Origin of the sequence: Intrasporangium calvum DSM 43043, assembly GCF_000184685.1 — a bacterium.
Classification (GTDB): domain Bacteria; phylum Actinomycetota; class Actinomycetes; order Actinomycetales; family Dermatophilaceae; genus Intrasporangium; species Intrasporangium calvum.
Genome location: NC_014830.1, coordinates 3,624,051 through 3,642,769, shown reverse-complemented (window position 1 = coordinate 3,642,769; position 18,719 = coordinate 3,624,051). Strand labels below are relative to the sequence as shown.

At 70.8% G+C, this 18,719-nt stretch carries 11 protein-coding genes; 3 read left to right on the top strand and 8 right to left on the bottom strand.

Translation table 11 applies throughout. The annotated features are described in order from the left end of the window. Positions 1–4: 4 nt before the first annotated feature. Genes INTCA_RS16625 through INTCA_RS19245 form a run of 5 tightly spaced genes read right to left on the bottom strand, consistent with a single transcriptional unit; the run spans position 5 to position 6,145 of the window. Entirely contained in the window at positions 5–1,240 is a 1,236-nt protein-coding gene (locus tag INTCA_RS16625) for a glycosyltransferase (RefSeq protein ID WP_013494088.1), read from the bottom strand. After that, positions 1,237–2,112, bottom strand: coding sequence for an ABC transporter ATP-binding protein (locus tag INTCA_RS16620; protein WP_013494087.1), 876 nt, complete (start codon positions 2,110–2,112; stop codon positions 1,237–1,239). Before INTCA_RS16620 ends, INTCA_RS16625 begins: the two co-directional genes overlap by 4 nt. Then, positions 2,096–3,013, bottom strand: a complete 918-nt coding sequence (locus INTCA_RS16615; RefSeq protein ID WP_013494086.1) for an ABC transporter permease — start codon at positions 3,011–3,013, stop codon at positions 2,096–2,098. The genes INTCA_RS16620 and INTCA_RS16615 overlap by 17 nt, the downstream gene beginning before the upstream one ends. Continuing rightward, entirely contained in the window at positions 3,010–4,272 is a 1,263-nt protein-coding gene (locus tag INTCA_RS16610) for a nucleotide sugar dehydrogenase (RefSeq protein ID WP_013494085.1), read from the bottom strand. The genes INTCA_RS16615 and INTCA_RS16610 overlap by 4 nt, the downstream gene beginning before the upstream one ends. Further along, positions 4,262–6,145: a glycosyltransferase family 4 protein gene (locus tag INTCA_RS19245; RefSeq protein ID WP_013494084.1), complete on the bottom strand. Its 1,884-nt coding sequence runs from the start codon at positions 6,143–6,145 to the stop codon at positions 4,262–4,264. Before INTCA_RS19245 ends, INTCA_RS16610 begins: the two co-directional genes overlap by 11 nt. A 56-nt stretch (positions 6,146–6,201) precedes the next feature. Here INTCA_RS19245 and INTCA_RS16600 point away from each other — a divergent pair, with 56 nt between their 5' ends. Both INTCA_RS16600 and INTCA_RS16595 read left to right on the top strand, forming a co-directional pair. Continuing rightward, entirely contained in the window at positions 6,202–8,085 is a 1,884-nt protein-coding gene (locus tag INTCA_RS16600) for a glycosyltransferase family protein (protein ID WP_013494083.1), read from the top strand. Positions 8,086–8,173: 88 nt separating this feature from the next. After that, positions 8,174–10,195 carry an acyltransferase family protein gene (locus INTCA_RS16595; protein ID WP_169312930.1) on the top strand — a complete coding sequence of 674 codons (2,022 nt, stop codon included), beginning with the start codon at positions 8,174–8,176 and terminating at the stop codon, positions 10,193–10,195. A 41-nt stretch (positions 10,196–10,236) separates the two neighbouring features. Here INTCA_RS16595 and INTCA_RS16590 read toward each other — a convergent pair whose 3' ends face one another. The 3 genes from INTCA_RS16590 to INTCA_RS18810 are packed head-to-tail and all read right to left on the bottom strand — an operon-like array spanning position 10,237 to position 15,824. Next, positions 10,237–11,796, bottom strand: a complete 1,560-nt coding sequence (locus INTCA_RS16590) for a hypothetical protein (RefSeq protein ID WP_013494081.1) — start codon at positions 11,794–11,796, stop codon at positions 10,237–10,239. Positions 11,797–11,821: 25 nt separating this feature from the next. After that, complete coding sequence (locus INTCA_RS16585; protein ID WP_013494080.1) at positions 11,822–13,969, bottom strand: glycosyltransferase family 4 protein; 2,148 nt, start codon at positions 13,967–13,969, stop codon at positions 11,822–11,824. Between the two features lie 34 nt (positions 13,970–14,003). Next, positions 14,004–15,824 carry a glycosyltransferase family A protein gene (locus INTCA_RS18810; protein ID WP_013494079.1) on the bottom strand — a complete coding sequence of 607 codons (1,821 nt, stop codon included), beginning with the start codon at positions 15,822–15,824 and terminating at the stop codon, positions 14,004–14,006. Between the two features lie 282 nt (positions 15,825–16,106). Here INTCA_RS18810 and clpB point away from each other — a divergent pair, with 282 nt between their 5' ends. Further along, entirely contained in the window at positions 16,107–18,668 is a 2,562-nt protein-coding gene (gene clpB, locus INTCA_RS16575; RefSeq protein ID WP_013494078.1) for an ATP-dependent chaperone ClpB, read from the top strand. Positions 18,669–18,719: the final 51 nt, after the last annotated feature.

The window sequence follows — 18,719 nt, the reverse complement described above, 5'->3', positions numbered from 1 at the left end:
CTGGTCAACTGTATCCACCCGGCTGGGTGGACCCGTCCGTGGTGCCCACCCCGGGAGATCCCGGCTGGGCCTGCGGATCGTTCCCCATGACGGCACGGACGGCCTCGACGAAGGCATCCTGCATCGACCGCCAGTCATGGTGTAGCCGCGCGTAGGCATGCCCGTCAGCCCCCATCCGGGCGGCTCTCTCGGGGTCACGCCACAGTTCGACGACCGCCGCTGCCACGGCCTCGGCGTCGTCGAACGGCACGACGATGCCCGCGCCGGAGGCGGCGACGAGATCCCGGGCCAGGGGCAGGGGAGTCGTCACCACGGGGACGCCGTGGGCGAGGTACTCGTAGACCTTCGTCGGGGTCGAGTGCCGGTAGTTCGGCTCGTCGCGCAGGAGCGACAGCCCGGCGAGGGACCCGGAGACCATCTCGAGTGCGGCCTGGTTGGCCACGAAGCCGTGCAGCCGGAGATCGCCCCGGTCCGCGGCCTCCTCGAGGATGCGTCGGCTCTCCTCGTCGCGCGGGGGGCCGATGATCTCCACGGAGACGGCACCGTCCGTGTGCTGGCGGACCAGGCGGCCGGCCTCGGCCATGGTTCGGGCCCCCCGGGCCACGGTGACCGCTCCGAGGTAGACCACGCGTTCCGACCCCGGGGGGGCCACGGTCTCCGGAACGGTCGTCGTGTTGGGGATGACCGGGTGCGTGCGGGAGAAGCGGTCGGTGTAGCCGGGCTCGGCGAGCAGGAGGGCGTGGCGGCGCTCTGCGGCCCTCTCGAGCCAGCGGACGGCGGCAGCGGCAGGTCGGCGAAGGCGGGGCGGGAGCCAGCCCTTGATCTCGATCGCCGCAGCCGTGTCCTCGTGCACGTCCCAGATGAGGTGCGGGAGGCGACGCCCGGTGGCGGCAAGGAGCAGCTCGGGATCGTGGATGATCACGGCGCCATGGGCAGGCGCCAGACGGGCCAGCAGGCGGCGTGACTCCCTGAGCGCCTTCAGTCGTCGTCGGCCGACGGCCCGGGGGAGGTCGATGGTGGTCAGGCCCGCCCGCGGGGCTGGGTCGACACCGTAGTCCGCGAACGGCGCGGCGTAGGTCACGGGGTGCCCGGCGTCGAGCAGCGCCTCGATCTCGCGGTAGCGGATGCGGGCGTCATCCGGGTGGTGCACGACGGTGACGACCAGGACCGGCCGGTTCGCCGCCCTCGCCCTGGGACCCGACGAGGGCTCCCGGACCGGCGGTGGCGTGGGGTCCGTCATGAGTCCTTGGCCCTGGGGCCCGGGCTGTCCGTGGCCTTCTTGGGCTTCTGCGGAAACGTCTTCTGGTAGGCGGCGACGACGTCTTCGGCCGGTCCGTCCGCGATGAGGCGCCCCTTGTCCATCCAGAGCGCGCGGGTGCACATCTCTCGGACGGTGCTGTTGGAGTGACTGACGAGGAAGACCGTGCCGGCTTCGTCGCGGATCTCCCTGATCCGCTCCGAGCTGCGTGCCTTGAAGTCGGCGTCCCCGGTCGCCAGCGCCTCGTCGACCATGAGGATGTCGGGCGTCTTGGCCGTGGAGATGGCGAACCGCAGCCGCGCCCCCATCCCGGACGAGTAGGCCTTCATCGGCATGTAGACGAAGTCACCGATCCCGGAGAACTCGACGATGTCGTCGAACCGGGACCGGACCTCCTTGGGAGAGAGCCCGAGGGCCTGGCCCCCGATCAGGATGTTGCGCTCGCCCGTGAGGTCCCCGAGGAGCACGGCGTTGACACCGAGGAGGGACGGCTCGCCGGAGAGCCACACGGAGCCAGAGGTCGGCGGGATCAGGCCGGCGATGGCGCGGAGCAGCGTGCTCTTGCCCGAGCCGTTGCGCCCGATGATGCCGATGGACTCGCCGACGTTGGCGACGAAGGAGACGTCCTTGACGGCGTGGACCTTCTGGACGTGGCCCATCTTCTCCTGGCGGTCACCGAGGAGGCGCTCGACGATCCGCAGGCCGTTCTCGTCATCAGAGGAGGCGACGGCCCGTCCGCGCTTGGCGCCGTAGACCTCGTAGACGATGTCGAGGCCGGAGACGATCACGCTCGGTTTCGGCTCGGGCGCGCCGTCTTCGGTGGTTGGCTGGGTCGGCTCAGGAGGCACGGCCATACCTCGCCTCCGCGCGCCAGAAGAACAGGAAGCCGGTGATCGGGAGGACCAGGGCCCAACCGAGGGCGAGGAGCCAGTTTCCCAAGTGGATGGGCGACTCGGACAGGAGCGCTTCGCGCATGATGGTCAGCGGCAGGGAGACCGGCTGGTAGGCCATGATCGCGTGGACGACGGGGTGCCCGGCGTAGCTGTCGATGCTGAAGAACACACCGGAGATGTAGCGGAGCAGTCGGGTGACCACTGGGACCAGGTTGCCGATGTCCCTGGAGATCTCGACGATCCGGGCCAGGAAGAAGGTGATCCCGAGGACGTTGAGGAACAGCAGCACGATGGCCACGGGCAGCATCAGCCACTCGAGCTGGATCGGCTCACCGGTGACCAGCATGAGCAGCACGAGGACACCTAGCGCAGGCAGGGTGTGGATCAGCTGGGTCAGCGTCACGGCGATGGGCAGCACGGCCCGGGGGAAGCGAAGCGATCTGACGAGACCGATGTTGTTCGTGATCGCCTTCGCGCCCGAGGTCATCGAGGAGGCGATGAAGCTGAAGAGGAAGATCCCGATCGTGAGGAAGCCGAGGTAGTTGGCCGTGCCCCTCCTCGTGTTGAGCAGCACCCCGAAGATCAGGTAGTACGACGCGACGAGGAGCAGGGGGTTGAGCACGGCCCAGACCTGGCCCAGCAGGTACTTCTGGTGAGCGGCGTAGGCCTGGGACGAGGCGAGCGTCCAGATGAAGTGGCGTTTGCGCCAGAGATCGCGCAAGTAGGCGGTCAGTGGTGGGCGAACCCCGATCTGCATCAGGGCGTGGCGTTCCGCCAGCGCCCTGGACTCGTCGGCGGAGAGCGGCCGGGGCTCGAGGCCGTCCGGCACAGCGGCGGTGGTCGGTGAGGCTTCGGCGGTCACAGGCGTTGGATCCTCTCGCCCTCGGTCACGACGCCCCGGGTGTCGAAGAACCGCTGTGCGGCCGCGGCGAGGGCATCAACGTCGTACTCGCGGTGGTTCTGGACGAGGATCGTCAGGTCTGCCTCGGCGACGGCGGTCGACGGGTCTTCCACCCTGGTTGCGGCGTCGCCGAGCGCCCGCCACTGCGTGATCTTCGGGTCGTGGAAGCGGACCGTGGCGCCGTGGGCGACGAGCTGGCGGGCGAGGGGCACCGCCGGGCTCTCACGCTCGTCCGCGATGTCGGGCTTGTAGGTGACACCGAGGATGAGGACGGTGGAGCCACGCAGTGCCTTGGCGTCGTCGTTGAGGGCGTCCTGTGCGCGCCTCACCACGTAGCCCGGCATCGTCGCGTTGATCTCCTGGGCCAGCTCCACGAACCGGAACGGGTAGCCCAGGCGGGCTCGGACGTTGTGGGACAGGTAGTTGGGGTCGATGGGGATGCAGTGCCCGCCGACCCCCGGGCCCGGATAGAACGCCTGGAAGCCGAACGGCTTGGAGCTGGCCGCGTCGATGACGTCCCAGAGGTCGATCTCGAGGTCGTGGCAGAAGCGAGCCATCTCGTTGACCAGGGCGATGTTGATGTGGCGGTAGGTGTTCTCGAGCAGCTTGGCCATCTCCGCCTCGCGCGTGCCCTTGGTGCGCACGACGGTGTCCACGAACCTGCCGTAGAAGGAGGCGGCTGCCTCGGTGCAGGCGGGTGTGTGTCCGCCGACGACCTTGGGGGTGTTGGTGGCCCCGAACGAGGCGTTGCCGGGGTCGATGCGCTCGGGCGAGAAGGCGAGATGGAAGTCGGTGCCCGCGCTGAGGCCACCCGCTTCGAGGATGGGCCGGACCACTTCGTCGGTCGTCCCGGGGTAGGTGGTCGACTCGAGAATGACGAGCATCCCGGGGCGGAGCTGCGCAGCCACGGTCGCCACGGCCGCCTCGACGGCGCTGAGGTCCGGGCCGCCGTCCGGCGACAGGGGCGTAGGGACGCTGATCACGATCGTCTCGGCAGCGTTGAGCTCGGTGGGGTCCGTGGTCGCTCGGAAACCTGCATGGAGCATCTGGGAGATGTCGGCTGCCGACAGGTCGTCGATGTGGGAGCAGCCGGAGTTGAGCGACGCGACGACGTCCTCGGCGATGTCGAGACCGACGACCGTCAGGCCGGCCCGCGACGCGGCCTGCGCGAGCGGCAGGCCGACGTAGCCGAGGCCGATCACGGCGGCGTCAACTGCCACGGGTTGCTCCCTCGTCTTGGGCGGGGGCCGTCCCCGTCACGTTCAGAACCCGAGCGTAGAGATCTGCGTACGTGAGGGCGGCAGCATCCCAGGTTCGGTTCTCACGGACCCAGCGCCTCGCGGCTCGACCCATGCGTGTCCTCAGCGCTGGATCATACAGGAGCACCTTCAGGGCCTCTGCCCACGCGACCGGGTCGTCCGGTGCAGCCAGGAGGCCGCGCAGGCCGGGCGCGGCCGGCCCGTCGTTGCCCCCTGCCGGGCCGACCAGCTCCACGAGCGGCGGGAGCTCGCTGACGATGACGGGCCGGCCCGTCGCCATCGCCTCGAGCGGCTTGAGCGGGGGGACGAGAGTGGTGACCGGCGTCCGTCGGCGCGGGACGCAGAAGACGTCCAGGGCGGCATGGTGGTCGCGGGCGACGGAGTGCGGGACGCGTCCGGTGAAGACGGCGCCCGCCGGGTTCAGCGTCTCCCGCGCCAGGCGTTCGAGGTCGCGGCGAGCCGGTCCGTCACCGACCACGAGAACCACGAGTCGCGGGTCGTCGACGAGCGCGGCTGCGCGGAGCAACACGTCCACGCCCTCGTAGTCGTTGAGGGTGCTCACCAGGCCCACGACGAATGCGTCGGCTGCGATGCCCAGCCGGGCTCGCAGAGCGCTCGCGTCCGGCACGTCAGCGAGATAGCCGGCGGACACCGCGTTGCTGACGACCGTCACCTTGCCCGCCGGGATGCCCCGAGCGACGATGTCGGCGCGCATCGGCTCGGAGACGGTGACGACGGCGTCAGCGGCTCGCATGCAGGCCGTCTCGGCCTCGCGGGAGAGGCGGTAGAAGTCGGAGTCCGCGCGCCCGCCCCGGCTGCGCCACGTCTCCTCGAGGAACCCGCGGGCCTCGTAGACGACGGGCCGTCCCAGCCGGGCCCCGGCGAGCAGGGCCGCCTGGCCGTTCTCGTGACGGCTGTGGGCGTGGAGCACGTCGGCGTCGATGCGGCGAGCGAGCTGGGCCAGATGGTCGACATGGGCGGCCAGTCGCCGGTCTGCCCGCACCGGCACACCCTGTAGCGGTAGCAGCCGGTGGGTCGGGACGCCCTCGTGGGTGAAGTTCGCCGAGAGGGTGATGCGACCCATGTCGACGGGGAAGCCGAGCCGGGTGACGATGTGCGCGTCGATCCCCGCAGCTCGTTGGCCGGCGGCGATGCCCTGCGACCGGAGCGTGTAGCCGGCCTGCACCTCCGGGAGGGCGTTGGTGACCACGTGCAGGACGGTGGGGGGGCTGCCCTCGTGCCGCCCGGTGGGGACCCCGTCCGACGGCGCTCCCCGCTCCGGCAGGCCGTGGACCGCGCGGGCTTCGAGCACGCGGAGCTGAGCGCGCAGCCCCTCGGTGAGCCGCGTGTGCCGACCGCCGGGCGTGCCTTCGGCCAGGCCGACCGCGTGGTTCAGCCTGCCTTCGGACCACGCTGCGAGCGCTCGGAGCCGCTTCCGAGCGGCGTCCCCCTCCGGCAGTCGCTCCACGGCGGCGTCAGCGAGGTCCGGCCGGTCGAGCACGGCTGCGACCGCCGCCGCGGCCCGCAGCTGTCCTGGTGTCCCGCTGGTGACGAGCGAGCTGAGCGCGAGGACGGCCTCGTCGCGACGGCCCGCTGCGGCGTCCGCAACGACGGCGAGAGCGGGCAGACGGCCACGCACCGGGGCGGAACGGACCGCTTCTCGCAGCTGCGGCGGCCCGGCCCGGAGCACGACCGAGGCAGCCTTCCACGGGTCGCGACCCAGGTGCTGGGTCAGGACGGCGGCGAGCGCGGGCACGTTGGCGAGCAGGGCGGCGATCTCGACGCGGCGGTCCCGGTCGCTGTCGGCGGACAGCTCGTGACCCGGTGGCGCCATACGGGCATCTTGGCACACGTCGGGAGCACGACTGAGCGACTGTCACACTGGTAGCCATGACCTCACGCGACATCGGTCTGCGCCGCGACCTGGACCGAGCCACCAAGGTCGTCCGTGAGGCGATGACGGACAGCAGGGTGCGCAGCGACCTCCCCCGCAAGCTGCGCAAGGAGCTGCACCGCCGCTTTCCGGCACTTCGTCCCAAGGTCAGACTGCGCACGTCACTGCCGGACTTCGAGCTGCCCACCGGCCCGTCGGTCCGTCCGCAGATCCGCGCTGCCGTGATCCTCGATCCGTTCTCCGCGCTCGCCCTTCGGTACGAGTGGGACCAGGTCGAGCTCCGGCCCGGCGAGTGGCGCGAGCAGATGAGCGAGCCGCGCCTGCCGGACCTTCTCTTCGTGGAGTCGGCCTGGCAGGGCAACGGCGGATCCTGGCGGCTCGCCATGACGGCACCGGGAGCGATCCGCGACGAGCTGAGGGAGCTCGTCGAGTGGGCGCGTGAGCAGGGGGTCCCGACCGTGTTCTGGAACAAGGAGGACCCGCCGAACTACGACCGGTTCCTCGACACGGCCCAGTGGTTCGACCAGGTCCTCACGGTCGACGCGGACCGCCTGCCCGACTACCGCCGCGACCTCGGCCATGACCGGGTGGGGCTGTTGCCGTTCGGCGCCCAGCCGAGGCTGCACAACCCGGTCCTCCGCGACCACGGCCGTGAGCACGAGGTGGCCTTCGCGGGCACCTACTTCACCGAGAAGCACCCGGAGCGCCGGGCTCAGGTGGACAGCGTCATCAGGCCGGCCCTCGGCCACGGTCTGCACATCTACTCCAGGATGGCGCTCGAGGACCAGCGCTACCAGTTCCCGCCGGAGTTCCGATCCAGCGTCGTGGGCTCGTTGCCGTACGAGCGGATGCTCGCCGCCTACACGTCCTACAAGGTGTTCCTCAACGTCAACTCCGTGACGACGTCCCCGACGATGTGTGCTCGCCGGCTGTTCGAGCTCTCGGCAGCCCAGACGCCGGTGATCAGCGGCCCCGCAGCGTCCATCGAGCCGTTCTTCGGCGACACGATCACCGTCTCGGGCAGCGCGGACGAGACCGAGCGCGCCCTCACCGTGCTGCTCCGCCACGCCGAGTACCGCGACCGGATCGCGTTGCGCGCCCACCGGCGCGTCTTCGACGAGCACCTCTACCGGCACCGGGTCGCCGAGGTCCTCGCCCGGGTCGGCCATCCCGTTGCGGGTGTCGACCAGTCGATCAGCGCCGTCGTGCCCACCATGCGACCAGATCAGCTCGACCACGTCCTCGACTTCATCGCGGGCCAGTCGCACGAGGAGATCGAGCTCGTCCTCGTCACGCACGGCTTCGAGCACGACCCCGGCGAGGTCGCCGCGCGGGCCACGGAACGAGGGCTCTCGGCACCGGTGCTCCGGCACGCGGACTCCTCACTCACGCTCGGCGCCTGCATGAACCTCGGGGTCGAGGCTGCGTCGGGCCGGTACATCGCCAAGATGGACGACGACAACGTCTATGCAGAGCACTACCTCCGGGACCTCGTGCGGGCCTTCGAGTACACCGAGGCCGTCGTCGTCGGCAAGTGGGCCCACTATGCGCATCTCACGGCGACCGGTGCGACCTTGCTGCGGTTCCCCGACGCCGAGCACCGCTACGTCAAGCTGGTCCAGGGCGGGACCATGCTCGTGCCGCGAGACGTCGCGCTCGCCGAGAAGTTCGAGGATCTCCCGCGACGCGTCGACACGACGTTCCTGGACAAGGTCCGGGCCGCCGGTGGCAAGGTCTACTCCGCCGACCGATTCAACTTCGTGTCCGTCCGTTCCACCAGCCCGGACGGACACACGTGGCCCATCACGGACATGGAACTGCTCGCCAGACGTGCCACGTTGGCCTTCTACGGAGATGCAACGACCCACGTGACCGTGTGACCATGGTGCGTCCCGCATGGACCTCGACCCGCTTGGAAGGAAGACCCGCAGCCGCATGAGCTCTGCCAGCACGAAGCCACGTTCCGTCATGAGGGGAGACATCGAAGGGCTGCGGTCGGTCGCCGTGCTCTTCGTGCTCATCTACCACCTCGGCGTCGACCGACTCTCCGGTGGTTTCGCCGGAGTCGACGTGTTCTTCGTCATCTCCGGGTTCCTGATCACGTCCGGGCTGCTCACTGAGGCCGAGCGGTCCGGCACGGTGTCGCTGCTGAAGTTCTACGCCCGCCGGGCCCGCCGGCTCCTGCCTGCGGCGACGGTCGTCCTCGTCTTCACGGCCCTGGTCGGCTGGCTCGTGATGCCGCGGAGCCAGCTGGGCGACCTGTCGACCGATGTGATCGCGGCCGCGCTCTACGTCGTCAACTGGGCCCTCGCCTTCCGGGCGGTGGACTACCTCGCCGAGGACGCCGCCGTGTCGCCCGTGCAGCACTACTGGTCGCTCTCGGTCGAGGAGCAGTTCTATGTCGTGATCCCGGTGATGATGATCCTGCTCGCCTGGGTGGCGCGCCGGTTCGGCTTCAGCATCCGACGGATCATCGCGGTCGCCATCGCCCTCATCGTGGCGGTGTCCCTCATCTACTCCGTCCGGCACACGGACACCGCGCCGCAGACGGCGTACTTCTACTCCACGACCCGAGCGTGGGAGCTGGGTATCGGCTCCCTCCTGGCCTGTGCAGTGCCCCTGCTCAGAAGGATGACCGACCGGGCCGCGCTGGTCGTGGCCGCGGTCGGTCTGGCCCTCGTCCTGGGCTCGGGCCTCGTCATCTCGACGCAGACACCGTGGCCGGGTTCGGCAGCGCTCTTTCCCACCGTCGGGACCGCCGCGGTCATCGCTGCGGGGGTGGCCAACCCGTTGACGCCGGTCGGTCGGCTCCTGTCGGTCCGCCCGATGGTGTGGATCGGCGGCCTCTCGTACTCCATCTACCTCTGGCACTGGCCGCTCATCATCCTCTCGGGCCAGGTCGTTGACCTCACTCGCTGGCACAAGGTGCTCATCGCTGTGGCTTCGGTGGGATTCGCCTGGCTGTCGAAGCACCTCATCGAGGACCCGATCCGCTTCGGGCCACTCTTCGCGCGCCGTACGGGACCGACGCTCGCCATGGGCGCAGCGGGGATGGCCCTCTCGCTGGCCGCCGCATCGGTCGTCTACGCCCAGGCTCCGCAGGAGGAAGTCAGGCCGGCAGCGGCGCGGGGTGCAGCCGCGCTGGGGTTCGGTCCCGACCTGAAAGAGCCCGCCAGACCCCTCCAGGACTCGAGCCCAGAGATCACTCGGTCGGGAAAGCTCTACCCCGACCCGGCGCTGGCGCCGAAGGACGTACCTGCCTACTACGCGGATGGGTGCCAGGTCGCGGTCGGGGTGGTCGCCATCGATCCGAGCTGTGTCTACGGCGACAAGGCCGGGTCGGTGACGGTCGCATTGGTCGGCGACTCCAAGCTGGGTCAGTGGTTCGACGTGTTCAACGACATCGCCAAAGAGAAGGGCTGGCGTCTGGAGCTGTACCTCAAGAGCGCCTGCCCCTTCAACCCAGCCCAGTCGGCTGAGGACTGCGGGACGTTCAACGACAACGTGCTGAAGCGGCTCACGTCGGCAGCAGGACGGGTCGACATGGTGATGACCTCGACGGTCAAGGGTGGAGATTCCGAGGGTCGGGCCCAGAAGTCCTTCGTCACGGGATATGACGACTTCTGGAAGCGACTGGAAGCGGTCGGCACCCGCGTCATCGCGATCAGCGACAGTCCCGCACCGTCGGGCGACGTCCCGGTGTACGAGTGCGCGGACAAGCACCCCGATGACCTGTTGTCGTGTGCGTTCCCAGCCAACGACGGTCGGGGCAGCGCCGCGCTCAAGGAGGCGGTCGCCCTCCGGGACGGCCGTCAGTGGATCGACCTCAACCCCTGGGTGTGCCCGCCGATGACGGACGGACAGTGCCCGGTGGCGATCGGCGGGGTGCTCGTGTACCGGCAGGGCAGCCACGTGACGAAGACCTACGCCGACACGATGCGGCCGCTGGTGGAGATGCTCTTCGAGCGCGCAGGCCTCTTCGATCGCTGAGCGAGCGGCCTTCACCCTGTCGCCGCCGGGGTGGGGGCAGGTCAGCGGGTCCCCGCGACGTCGGACGGGCACCAGGGGCGTTGCCACTGCCGGGCGAACGCCTCCTCGTGGAAGGGGAGGAACTTGCCGAAGTAGGCGCCCTTCGCCCACGTGCGTGCCTGCGCAGCTAGCTCGCACCGCCGGGCCTCAGCCATCGGCTCGGAGGCCCCGCTCACGAGCTGAGCCTGCGCGGTCTCCCACAGTGCGTACTGGTCCACGGCTCGGATGGTCTGTATCGCGCTGACGGTGGTGGGCCAGACCAGGACCCCGACGAGGATCGCGGCGAGCGCGACCGGGGTCACGATCACCAGGCCGGTGGTCCTGCGACCGCCGGTGATGCCGACGAGCGCCGTGGCCCCGGCGCCGGCCAGGCAGGCCCAGATCCAGGCAGTGCCCCGATACGTGTCTCCGAAGGAGCTGACGATGTCGTGCGACTGAGCGGACACGGAGGTGACCAGCGCGACGGCCCCCGCCGACGCGATCAAGCCGGCGCCGAGAACCATGAGGGTCACCCGGTCCGGGGCGGTGGGCTCGGTCGTCCGAGTGCGTGGCCGAGCGAGCAGCAGCGCGAACCCGAGGGCGGTCAACAGGCCCCAGAGCCACCCGGCACCCTGGAAGGGAGCTGGCACAGGGAGCCCCTCGCCGACGGTGCGGGTCGCGTTCCGCACGCCGGATCCGGGAATGGCGTTGAGGACCTGAAGCGTCGCGGTCCGGAGAACGGGGCCTCCGAGGTCGAGGCGGGTGCCGGAGTAGTTGACGCCGCTGGCGTTCGCCAGCAGGAGCCGGGTCCAGACGAAGGCAGTGAGCCACCCCGCACTGATGGAGACAATGAGGATGATCCGGTGCTTCCACGCGGAGGTGTCGGTGAAGGCAAGGAGGACGATGGCGAACGGGACCGCAGCCCAGTGCATCTCGTAGCTGAGCATGATCGTGGCACCGAGCACGAAGAGCACCAGCGCGGTGCCCAGCCTGCCGGGTGCCCCGGTCCGGGTGGACAGGCGCAGGGCCCACGCGGAGACGGCGCCCGCGACGAGCAGCAGGGCGACGCCGCCGATGCACAGGACGATGTAGGCGGTCCATCCGTTGCGAACCGGGGAGGTGGCGGTCACCCCGAGGACCAGGAGCGCGGTGAAGACCAGGAGCGTCCTCCTGCGTAGACCTCGGTCGAGGCGCTCCCCGTCGCGGCGCCGGACCACGCCCAGCAGCAGGGCGAACGAGGCCACGATCGAGAGGAGCAGGACGGCCTTGATGATGCCGTGGGCCAGGGCGAGGGGGATGCCGGTGGCGAAGGCGAGCTGCATGCCGAGCAGGTAGCCCACCTGCTGCGCGAAGACGCCGACGGGGGCGATCCGGCCGTGCGCCATCCGTGGACCGATGTCGTTGATGGTCCACATGAAGACGTTGAGGAGGCTGCCGTCCATCCGGGTCGGTGCGGCCACGTAGTGGTACCGCTCGTCACCGATGATCGGCGCGAGCAGCCACGGAAGGAGCAGACCGGCCACTCCGGCGCCGAGCAACAACCACGCGAGCCATCGCGGTGAGGACCTCAGGTGTCGGAGCACCGCGCCAGTGTAGTCAGCGCGGGCATCACGCCCCCGTGAGGCGGCGGTAGGCGGCGTCGACCACCGTGACGACGTCGGACCAGTCTCGCTCGGCGAGAACCCACTCCCGGGCCTGTGCGCCGAGCGTCGCGCGGAGCTCCGCTGAGTCGAGACAGCGTCGCAGCTGCACGGCCAGGTCGGCGCTCGAGCCCTTCTCGAACACCAGCCCGCGCACGTCCTGCTCCACGATCTCGGTCAGCGCCGCGACGGAGGACGAGATGACCGCCTTGCCCATGGCCATCGCCTCGAAGGGCTTGATCGGCGAGATCAGCTCGCACACGGGAAGCGGCAGCCGGGGGAACGGGGTGATGTCGAAGATCGAGAGGTAGCGCGGGACCTCGGAGTGCGGCACCCGACCGGTGAACGTGACGACGTCCGTGACGTCGAGGTCGACGGCGAGCTGGCGCAGGCGCGCGTCGAAATGGCCGTCCCCGACGATGACGACGCCGAAGTCCGCCCGTTCGCGCTTGAGGATCGCAGCTGCCTCGAGCAGGAGGTCGAGCCCCTCGTAGTCCACGAGCCCGCCGGCGTAGCCGATGATGGTCCGGCCAGTGAGCCCGAGCTCGGCCTGGAGCGCCTCGTCCCGGGGGCGGGGCTCGAAGTCGGCGGTGTTGACGCCGTTGGGGAGCACCTCGATGCGGTCTGCGGGCCCGCCGCGGCGGATCATCTCCTCACGCAGCGCCTCGGTGATGACGAAGGTGAGGTCGGCGTGGGCGACGATGTGGTTCTCCAGCCCGGTGAGGTAGCGGTGGGCGTCGGTCTCGATGAAGCCAGGGTCGCGGGAGACCTTCATCAGGTCCTCGAGCCCCCGCATCTCGTAGACGAAGGGAATCCCCAGTCGCCGCGCCGCCGCGAGCCCGGCGAGGCCGTTGTTCTGGAAGCTCGAGGCGTGGATCAGGGCAGCGCGCCGGCGGGTGGCCTCGTCCTCGATCCGGTGGGCGAACCGCTCGATGTACGAGCTCATCGGGGTGGTCGAGTAGGCCCGCTCGCCCGGCTCGAGGAGCCGGCGGTACACGACCCCGTCGACGACGTCCTCGGGAGGGACCTCGTCGGTGGACGTGCTGGGCCACCGGTCGTAGGGGAAGCCGAGCCGGGTGACCGCCTCGGCGTCCCAGCCGAGGTTGCGCAGTCCGACGAGGATCCCGTGCGAGCGGGTGGCATAGCCCCCTGACCGGTGCGGGAGGGACTGGGCGAGGACGGACAGAGTGGCGCGGGGGCTGACGTCGTAGGAGCGGGGGCGGACCGGGGCGACGGGCCAGCCGGCCCGCACGATGCCGAGCCGGTCCATGGCGTCGACGTGGATCTCGCGGGCGCCGTCCTGCTCGGGGAGCGACGTGAAGGCCGACTCGGCCAGCACCGCGGCCTCGCCGAGGTAGCCGGCCTTCAGCGCGCGGGAGGCGAGGCGCCGCATCCGGGCGGCGTGCGACGGCTTGAGGACTCGGCCCCGCAGCACCTCGGCGAGGAGCGGCCAGTCCTCCAGCTCCATCGCCCGCAGGATGGCCCGCTGGCCGTCGTCAGCATCGAGGGCCTCATGGCGCACTCGCGCGGCGAGCGCCTCGTGGTCGGCCCCCTGCGCACGCAGGAGCAGGTTGTCGAGGCGCACGAGGGACCTCATCGGCAGGGCATGGGTCCAGGTTCCGACGTGGTCGATGAAGGCGGTGGCCACGTCCGGGTCGTCGGTCGTGAAGGCCTCGGCGAGCTGGGTGGACTCGGCCCGGTTGCGCGGGCGGGCGCTCGTCGCCAGCACGGCGAGTCTCGCGACGTCATCCTGCTCACGCAGGGCGCCGGCGATGGCGAAGTGGGCGACCAGGGCCGGCACCTCGACTCTGGGCCGGTCGGTCACGGCGCGGATGGCCGCCAGGGCTTCGGTGCCGCGTCCTACGGCCCAGAGGGCCTCGGCACGCACGGCTGCGAGGTTCGCGGGGAGGCTGCCCGCCGGGGAACGGTCGACGAGGCGAAGGGCATCGAGCGGCCGCCCGACCTTGATGAGGTGACGGGCCCGGATGGCGAGCGCGGAGCGGCCGGCCCCGCCACCCTGCTTGGGCAGGACCGCGAGCGGCCCGAGAGGGGTGTGGCGGATCAGCTTGCGGGCACCGCGGATGGTCGACGACTTGATGCTCGACGTGCTGGGCATGGGGTCCTTTCGGTCAGTGCGACACCGAGACGGGTCACACCGACACGTGGGCTCGGGGGTCGCCGAAGAACTGCAGGCGGCCGGTCTTCGTCATGAAGGTGGAGTCGGCGACGGTCCAGGTGTGGTCGTTCCGGTCGGTCCCGCGGATGGAGACGTAGTTGAAGCGGTCTGCGCTGTAGATCGTGACGCCTTCGGCCATGGCGCGGTCGAGGATGTCCGAGTCCACGGCGCGGGGGATGTCGCTGAACCGCAGACCTCGGACCACGTCGCCGTCGAAGAGCATGGAGCCGCCCTGGATGCGCCGCTCCGGACGGTGCTCCGAGTCGGGGTAGCGCAGGACGACGGCGTTGGAGGACCGCAGCCACACGTAGTGGCACCACTTCCCGACGATGCCGGCGTCGGTGTAGGTGAAGGCATCGACCAGGTCCGAGAGGAAGTGCGCTCCGTAGTAGTTGTCGTCGTCCATCTTGGCGACATAGCGACCGGACGCGGCCTCGACCCCGAGGTTCATGCAGGCACCGAGGGTCAGCGACCGGTCCGCCTCGAGGATGACGAGGTCCTCGACCCCGGCAGCGGCGGCGCGCGCGGTGATCTCCGCGCGGTCGGCCGCGAGCCCGTGGAGGAGGAGCACCAGCTCGAGGTCCGGGTGCGCCTGCCGGCCGACGTTCGCGAAGACGTTGTCCAGCTCGTGCAGCCGGTTGGTCGGGACGATGGCGGAGATCGGTCGGGCGGCAGGCGCAAGCAGACCGGAGTCGCTCGTCAGCCCGGCGTGTGTGACGAGGGCCCGCGCGCGGTGGGCGGCCGTGTGGGCGGAGAGGGCGGCGCGGCGCAGCTGCAGACCTTCCCGAGCGACCAGCTCGGTCTGTTCGAGGCGGGCGACGATCTCGCTGCGCAGCTGCTTGCTGTCGTCGATCCGGGGCACCAGGGCGGCGATGTCGTCGGGCAGCCCTGCGGTGGGGCCGTCGGCCGCGACGAGCGGGGTGCCTGAGGCGGCCGCGGCCACCGAGGTCCAGGCCGCGTCCGGTGAGAGGCCACTGAGGTCGACGGCGACTCGGCGGGTGCCGAGCTCTCGCTCGACGACGCGCCAGTCGCGCTGCTGGACGTTGCGCTTCATGGTGGTCTCGACGGCGCCGAGGGACTCGCCGGGTGCGCCGAGGCCGATCACGAGGACGTCCTCGGCGGGCAGCGGCTTGATCGCCGGGCCGACGAGCTCACTGAGGGCTGCGGCCGCGGCCGTGGACTCCTGCTCCTCGATGATCACCGTGGCGCCGTGCCGGGCGTGGGTCGGCCCGTCCGGGCGGTGCCGCCGCGGCTGTGCGGCGGCGGGGAGCAGCTCAACGGGACGACCGGTGACCGAGGCCAGCTCGTCGCAGAGCGCCGGCGTCGAGGCGGCGACGACCATCGCGTCTCCGACCCACTCGGGCGGGCTGCAGGGTCCCGCCGTCAGCCAGACCGCGACCGGGACCTGCGTGTCGAGGCACCCCTGGACCAGTGCTGCGAGCTGGGCCCGGAACCCTTCCCAACCGACCACGTCGCTCCCACGCAGCTCGAGGACGACGAGGTCGAGCCCGGTCGGCCGGTCGGCTCCCGGGACGAGGTCGACCTGGCCCCATTCGTCCGCCATGAGCCCGGAGAGCCGGTCGCTCGCTGCGATCCCGACGCGCGTCGCCAGCGGCGCTGCGCCGGCGACGATGACCGGAGCGGCGGTCGCGGCGGCGGCACTCTCGGCGTCCCCCGTCGCGATGGGCCCACTGCCCGCGCTGGAGGACGCGGGACCAGGAGCCCGATCGGGGTCGACCAGCCGTGCGACGCGACGACGCAGGGCTGTCAACCGACGCGGGACGGGGGTGGGCATGCCTGGTCTCCTCGAGGCGGGGGTCAGGGGGACGGGACCACAGTAGTCAAGGAGGTGTCCTCCCGCTGACTGCGCTCGGGGGATGCCGGATGCCGCTGAGCTCGCTCCCGGCGTCCGCTCGCTCCCGCTCGCCCAGGGTTTCGGGAGGGCGGGACCGCCCGAGCCGAGGTGACGAACGGAACGAACCCAGCGGCATACGGCCAAGGTTGAGCGGAATAGACTCAACTTTAGCGAGGTTGCCCCTCATGGAACTCGTCAGAGTCACACGTGCCAGGAGAATGCATGGATCTTCAGCTGACCACCAGGGCCCAGGAGGCCTTCGCCCAGGCGGCGACGACTGCGGCCGCCAAGCACCACCCGAACATCGAGCCGGCCCACCTGCTCCTCGCCCTCGCGGCCCAGCCCGGCACGACGACTCCGACCCTGCTCGAGAAGGCAGGGTCCTCCGTCGCTGCCGCCACGGCAGCCGCGGAGAAGGAGCTGGCGGCCCTCCCGCAGGTCACCGGCGGCGCCCAGCAGCCGCAGCTGTCGCGCACGGCCGCGGCCGCGATCCAGCAGGCCCAGCAGTACATGACGGCGATGGGGGACACGTTCGTCTCCACCGACCACCTCCTGCTCGCGCTGGCCCGCACCGGCCAGTTCGGCCTCGACGCCGACGCGATCGAGCAGGCCATCCCCGAGCTGCGCGGCGGCCGCCCCGTGACGTCCGAGAACCCCGAGGGGACCTACGAGGCGCTCGCCAAGTACGGCACGGACCTCACCGCCCGCGCTCGCGAGGGCAGGCTCGACCCGGTCATCGGTCGCGACGCCGAGATCCGCCGCGTCGTGCAGGTCCTCTCCCGCCGCACCAAGAACAACCCGGTCCTCATCGGTGAGCCGGGCGTCGGCAAGACCGCCGTGGTCGAGGGGCTGGCGCAGCGCATCGTCGAGGGCGACGTGCCCGAGAGCCTGCGCGACAAGACGCTCTACTCCCTCGACCTGGCCGCCATGGTCGCCGGCGCGAAGTACCGCGGCGAGTTCGAGGAGCGGCTCAAGGCCGTGCTCGAGGAGATCAAGGCCTCCGACGGCCAGATCGTCACGTTCATCGACGAGCTGCACACCGTCGTCGGAGCGGGTGCCGGCAGCGAAGGCGCGATGGACGCCGGCAACATGCTCAAGCCGATGCTCGCCCGTGGCGAGCTGCGCCTGGTCGGCGCGACGACGCTCGACGAGTACCGCAAGCACATCGAGAAGGACGCTGCGCTCGAGCGACGCTTCCAGCAGGTTTTCGTCGGCGAGCCCTCCGTCGAGGACACGGTCGCCATCCTGCGCGGGCTGAAGGAGCGCTACGAGGCGCACCACAAGGTGACCATCGCCGACTCGGCGCTCGTGGCCGCGGCCAGTCTGTCCGACCGCTTCATCAGCGGGCGCAAGCTGCCCGACAAGGCCATCGACCTCATCGACGAGGCGGCGTCGCGGCTCCGGATGGAGATCGACAGCTCACCGGTCGAGATCGACGAGCTGCGACGCACCGTCGACCGGCTCAAGATGGAGGAGTTCGCGCTCGAGCAGGAGCACGACGAGGCCTCCCGCGAGCGGCTCGAGCGGCTGCGCAAGGACCTCGCCGACCGGACCGAGGAGCTCGCTGCGCTGACCGCCCGCTGGGAGGCGGAGAAGTCCGGCCTCAACGCCGTCGGTGAGCTCAAGGCCCGGGTCGACGACCTGCGCACCCAGGCCGACCGGCTCCAGCGGGAGGGCGACCTCGCCGGCGCCTCGAAGATCCTCTACGGCGACATCCCCACGCTCGAGAAGGAGCTCGCCGCCGCCCAGGAGCGCGAGGCGGCCACCGTCGTCGGGAGCGAGGCCCCGATGGTCAAGGAGGAGGTCGGCGCCGACGACATCGCCGACGTCATCTCGGCCTGGACCGGCATCCCGTCCGGCCGGCTCCTCGAGGGCGAGACCGAGAAGCTGCTCCACATGGAGCAGCACATCGGGGCCCGCCTGATCGGCCAGACGGAGGCAGTGCGCGCCGTCTCCGACGCGGTCCGGCGCACCCGGGCCGGCGTGTCCGACCCCGACCGGCCGACCGGCTCGTTCCTCTTCCTCGGGCCCACCGGCGTGGGCAAGACCGAGCTCGCCAAGAGCCTCGCTGACTTCCTCTTCGACGACGAGCGGGCCATGGTCCGCATCGACATGTCCGAGTACTCGGAGCGGCACGCCGTGGCCCGGCTCATCGGGGCGCCCCCCGGATACGTCGGCTACGAGGAGGGCGGCCAGCTCACCGAGGCGGTCCGGCGCCGGCCCTACTCCGTCATCCTGCTCGACGAGGTGGAGAAGGCGCACCCGGAGACCTTTGACGTCCTCCTTCAGGTGCTCGACGACGGCCGCCTCACCGACGGCCAGGGGCGGACCGTGGACTTCCGCAACGTCATCCTGGTCATGACGTCGAATCTCGGGTCGCAGTTCCTGGTGGACCCGCTGCTGTCGCCGGAGGAGAAGCGCAACGAGGTGATGGCCGTGGTCCGGGCCGCCTTCAAGCCGGAGTTCCTCAACCGGCTCGACGAGGTCGTCGTCTTCGACGCGCTGTCCCAGCAGGAGCTGGCCGAGATCGTCGACCTGCAGGTCCGATCGTTCGCGACCCGGCTCGCGGACCGGCGCATCACGCTGGAGGTCACGGACGCGGCGCGCACCTGGCTGGCGCAGCGCGGTTTCGACCCGGCCTACGGCGCGCGCCCGCTGCGGCGGCTCGTCCAGAAGGAGATCGGCGACCGCCTCGCTCGGGCCCTGCTCAGCGGCGAGGTCCGCGACGGGCAGACCGTCCGGGTCGACCGCGACACCTCCGGGGACACGCTCGTCGTCGGCTGAGTGCCCCGTCGAGTGAGTGCCGAACGCGCGGTGGGTCGCGCGTTCGGCACT

Coding starts and splice junctions, on each gene's coding strand:
- INTCA_RS16625 (WP_013494088.1), bottom strand. CDS start 1,240: ATGACGGACCCCACGCCACCGCCGGTCCGGGAGCCCTCGTCGGGTCCC.
- INTCA_RS16620 (WP_013494087.1), bottom strand. CDS start 2,112: ATGGCCGTGCCTCCTGAGCCGACCCAGCCAACCACCGAAGACGGCGCG.
- INTCA_RS19245 (WP_013494084.1), bottom strand. CDS start 6,145: ATGGCGCCACCGGGTCACGAGCTGTCCGCCGACAGCGACCGGGACCGC.
- INTCA_RS16600 (WP_013494083.1), top strand. CDS start 6,202: ATGACCTCACGCGACATCGGTCTGCGCCGCGACCTGGACCGAGCCACC.
- INTCA_RS16595 (WP_169312930.1), top strand. CDS start 8,174: ATGAGGGGAGACATCGAAGGGCTGCGGTCGGTCGCCGTGCTCTTCGTG.
- INTCA_RS16585 (WP_013494080.1), bottom strand. CDS start 13,969: ATGCCCAGCACGTCGAGCATCAAGTCGTCGACCATCCGCGGTGCCCGC.
- INTCA_RS18810 (WP_013494079.1), bottom strand. CDS start 15,824: ATGCCCACCCCCGTCCCGCGTCGGTTGACAGCCCTGCGTCGTCGCGTC.
- clpB (WP_013494078.1), top strand. CDS start 16,107: ATGGATCTTCAGCTGACCACCAGGGCCCAGGAGGCCTTCGCCCAGGCG.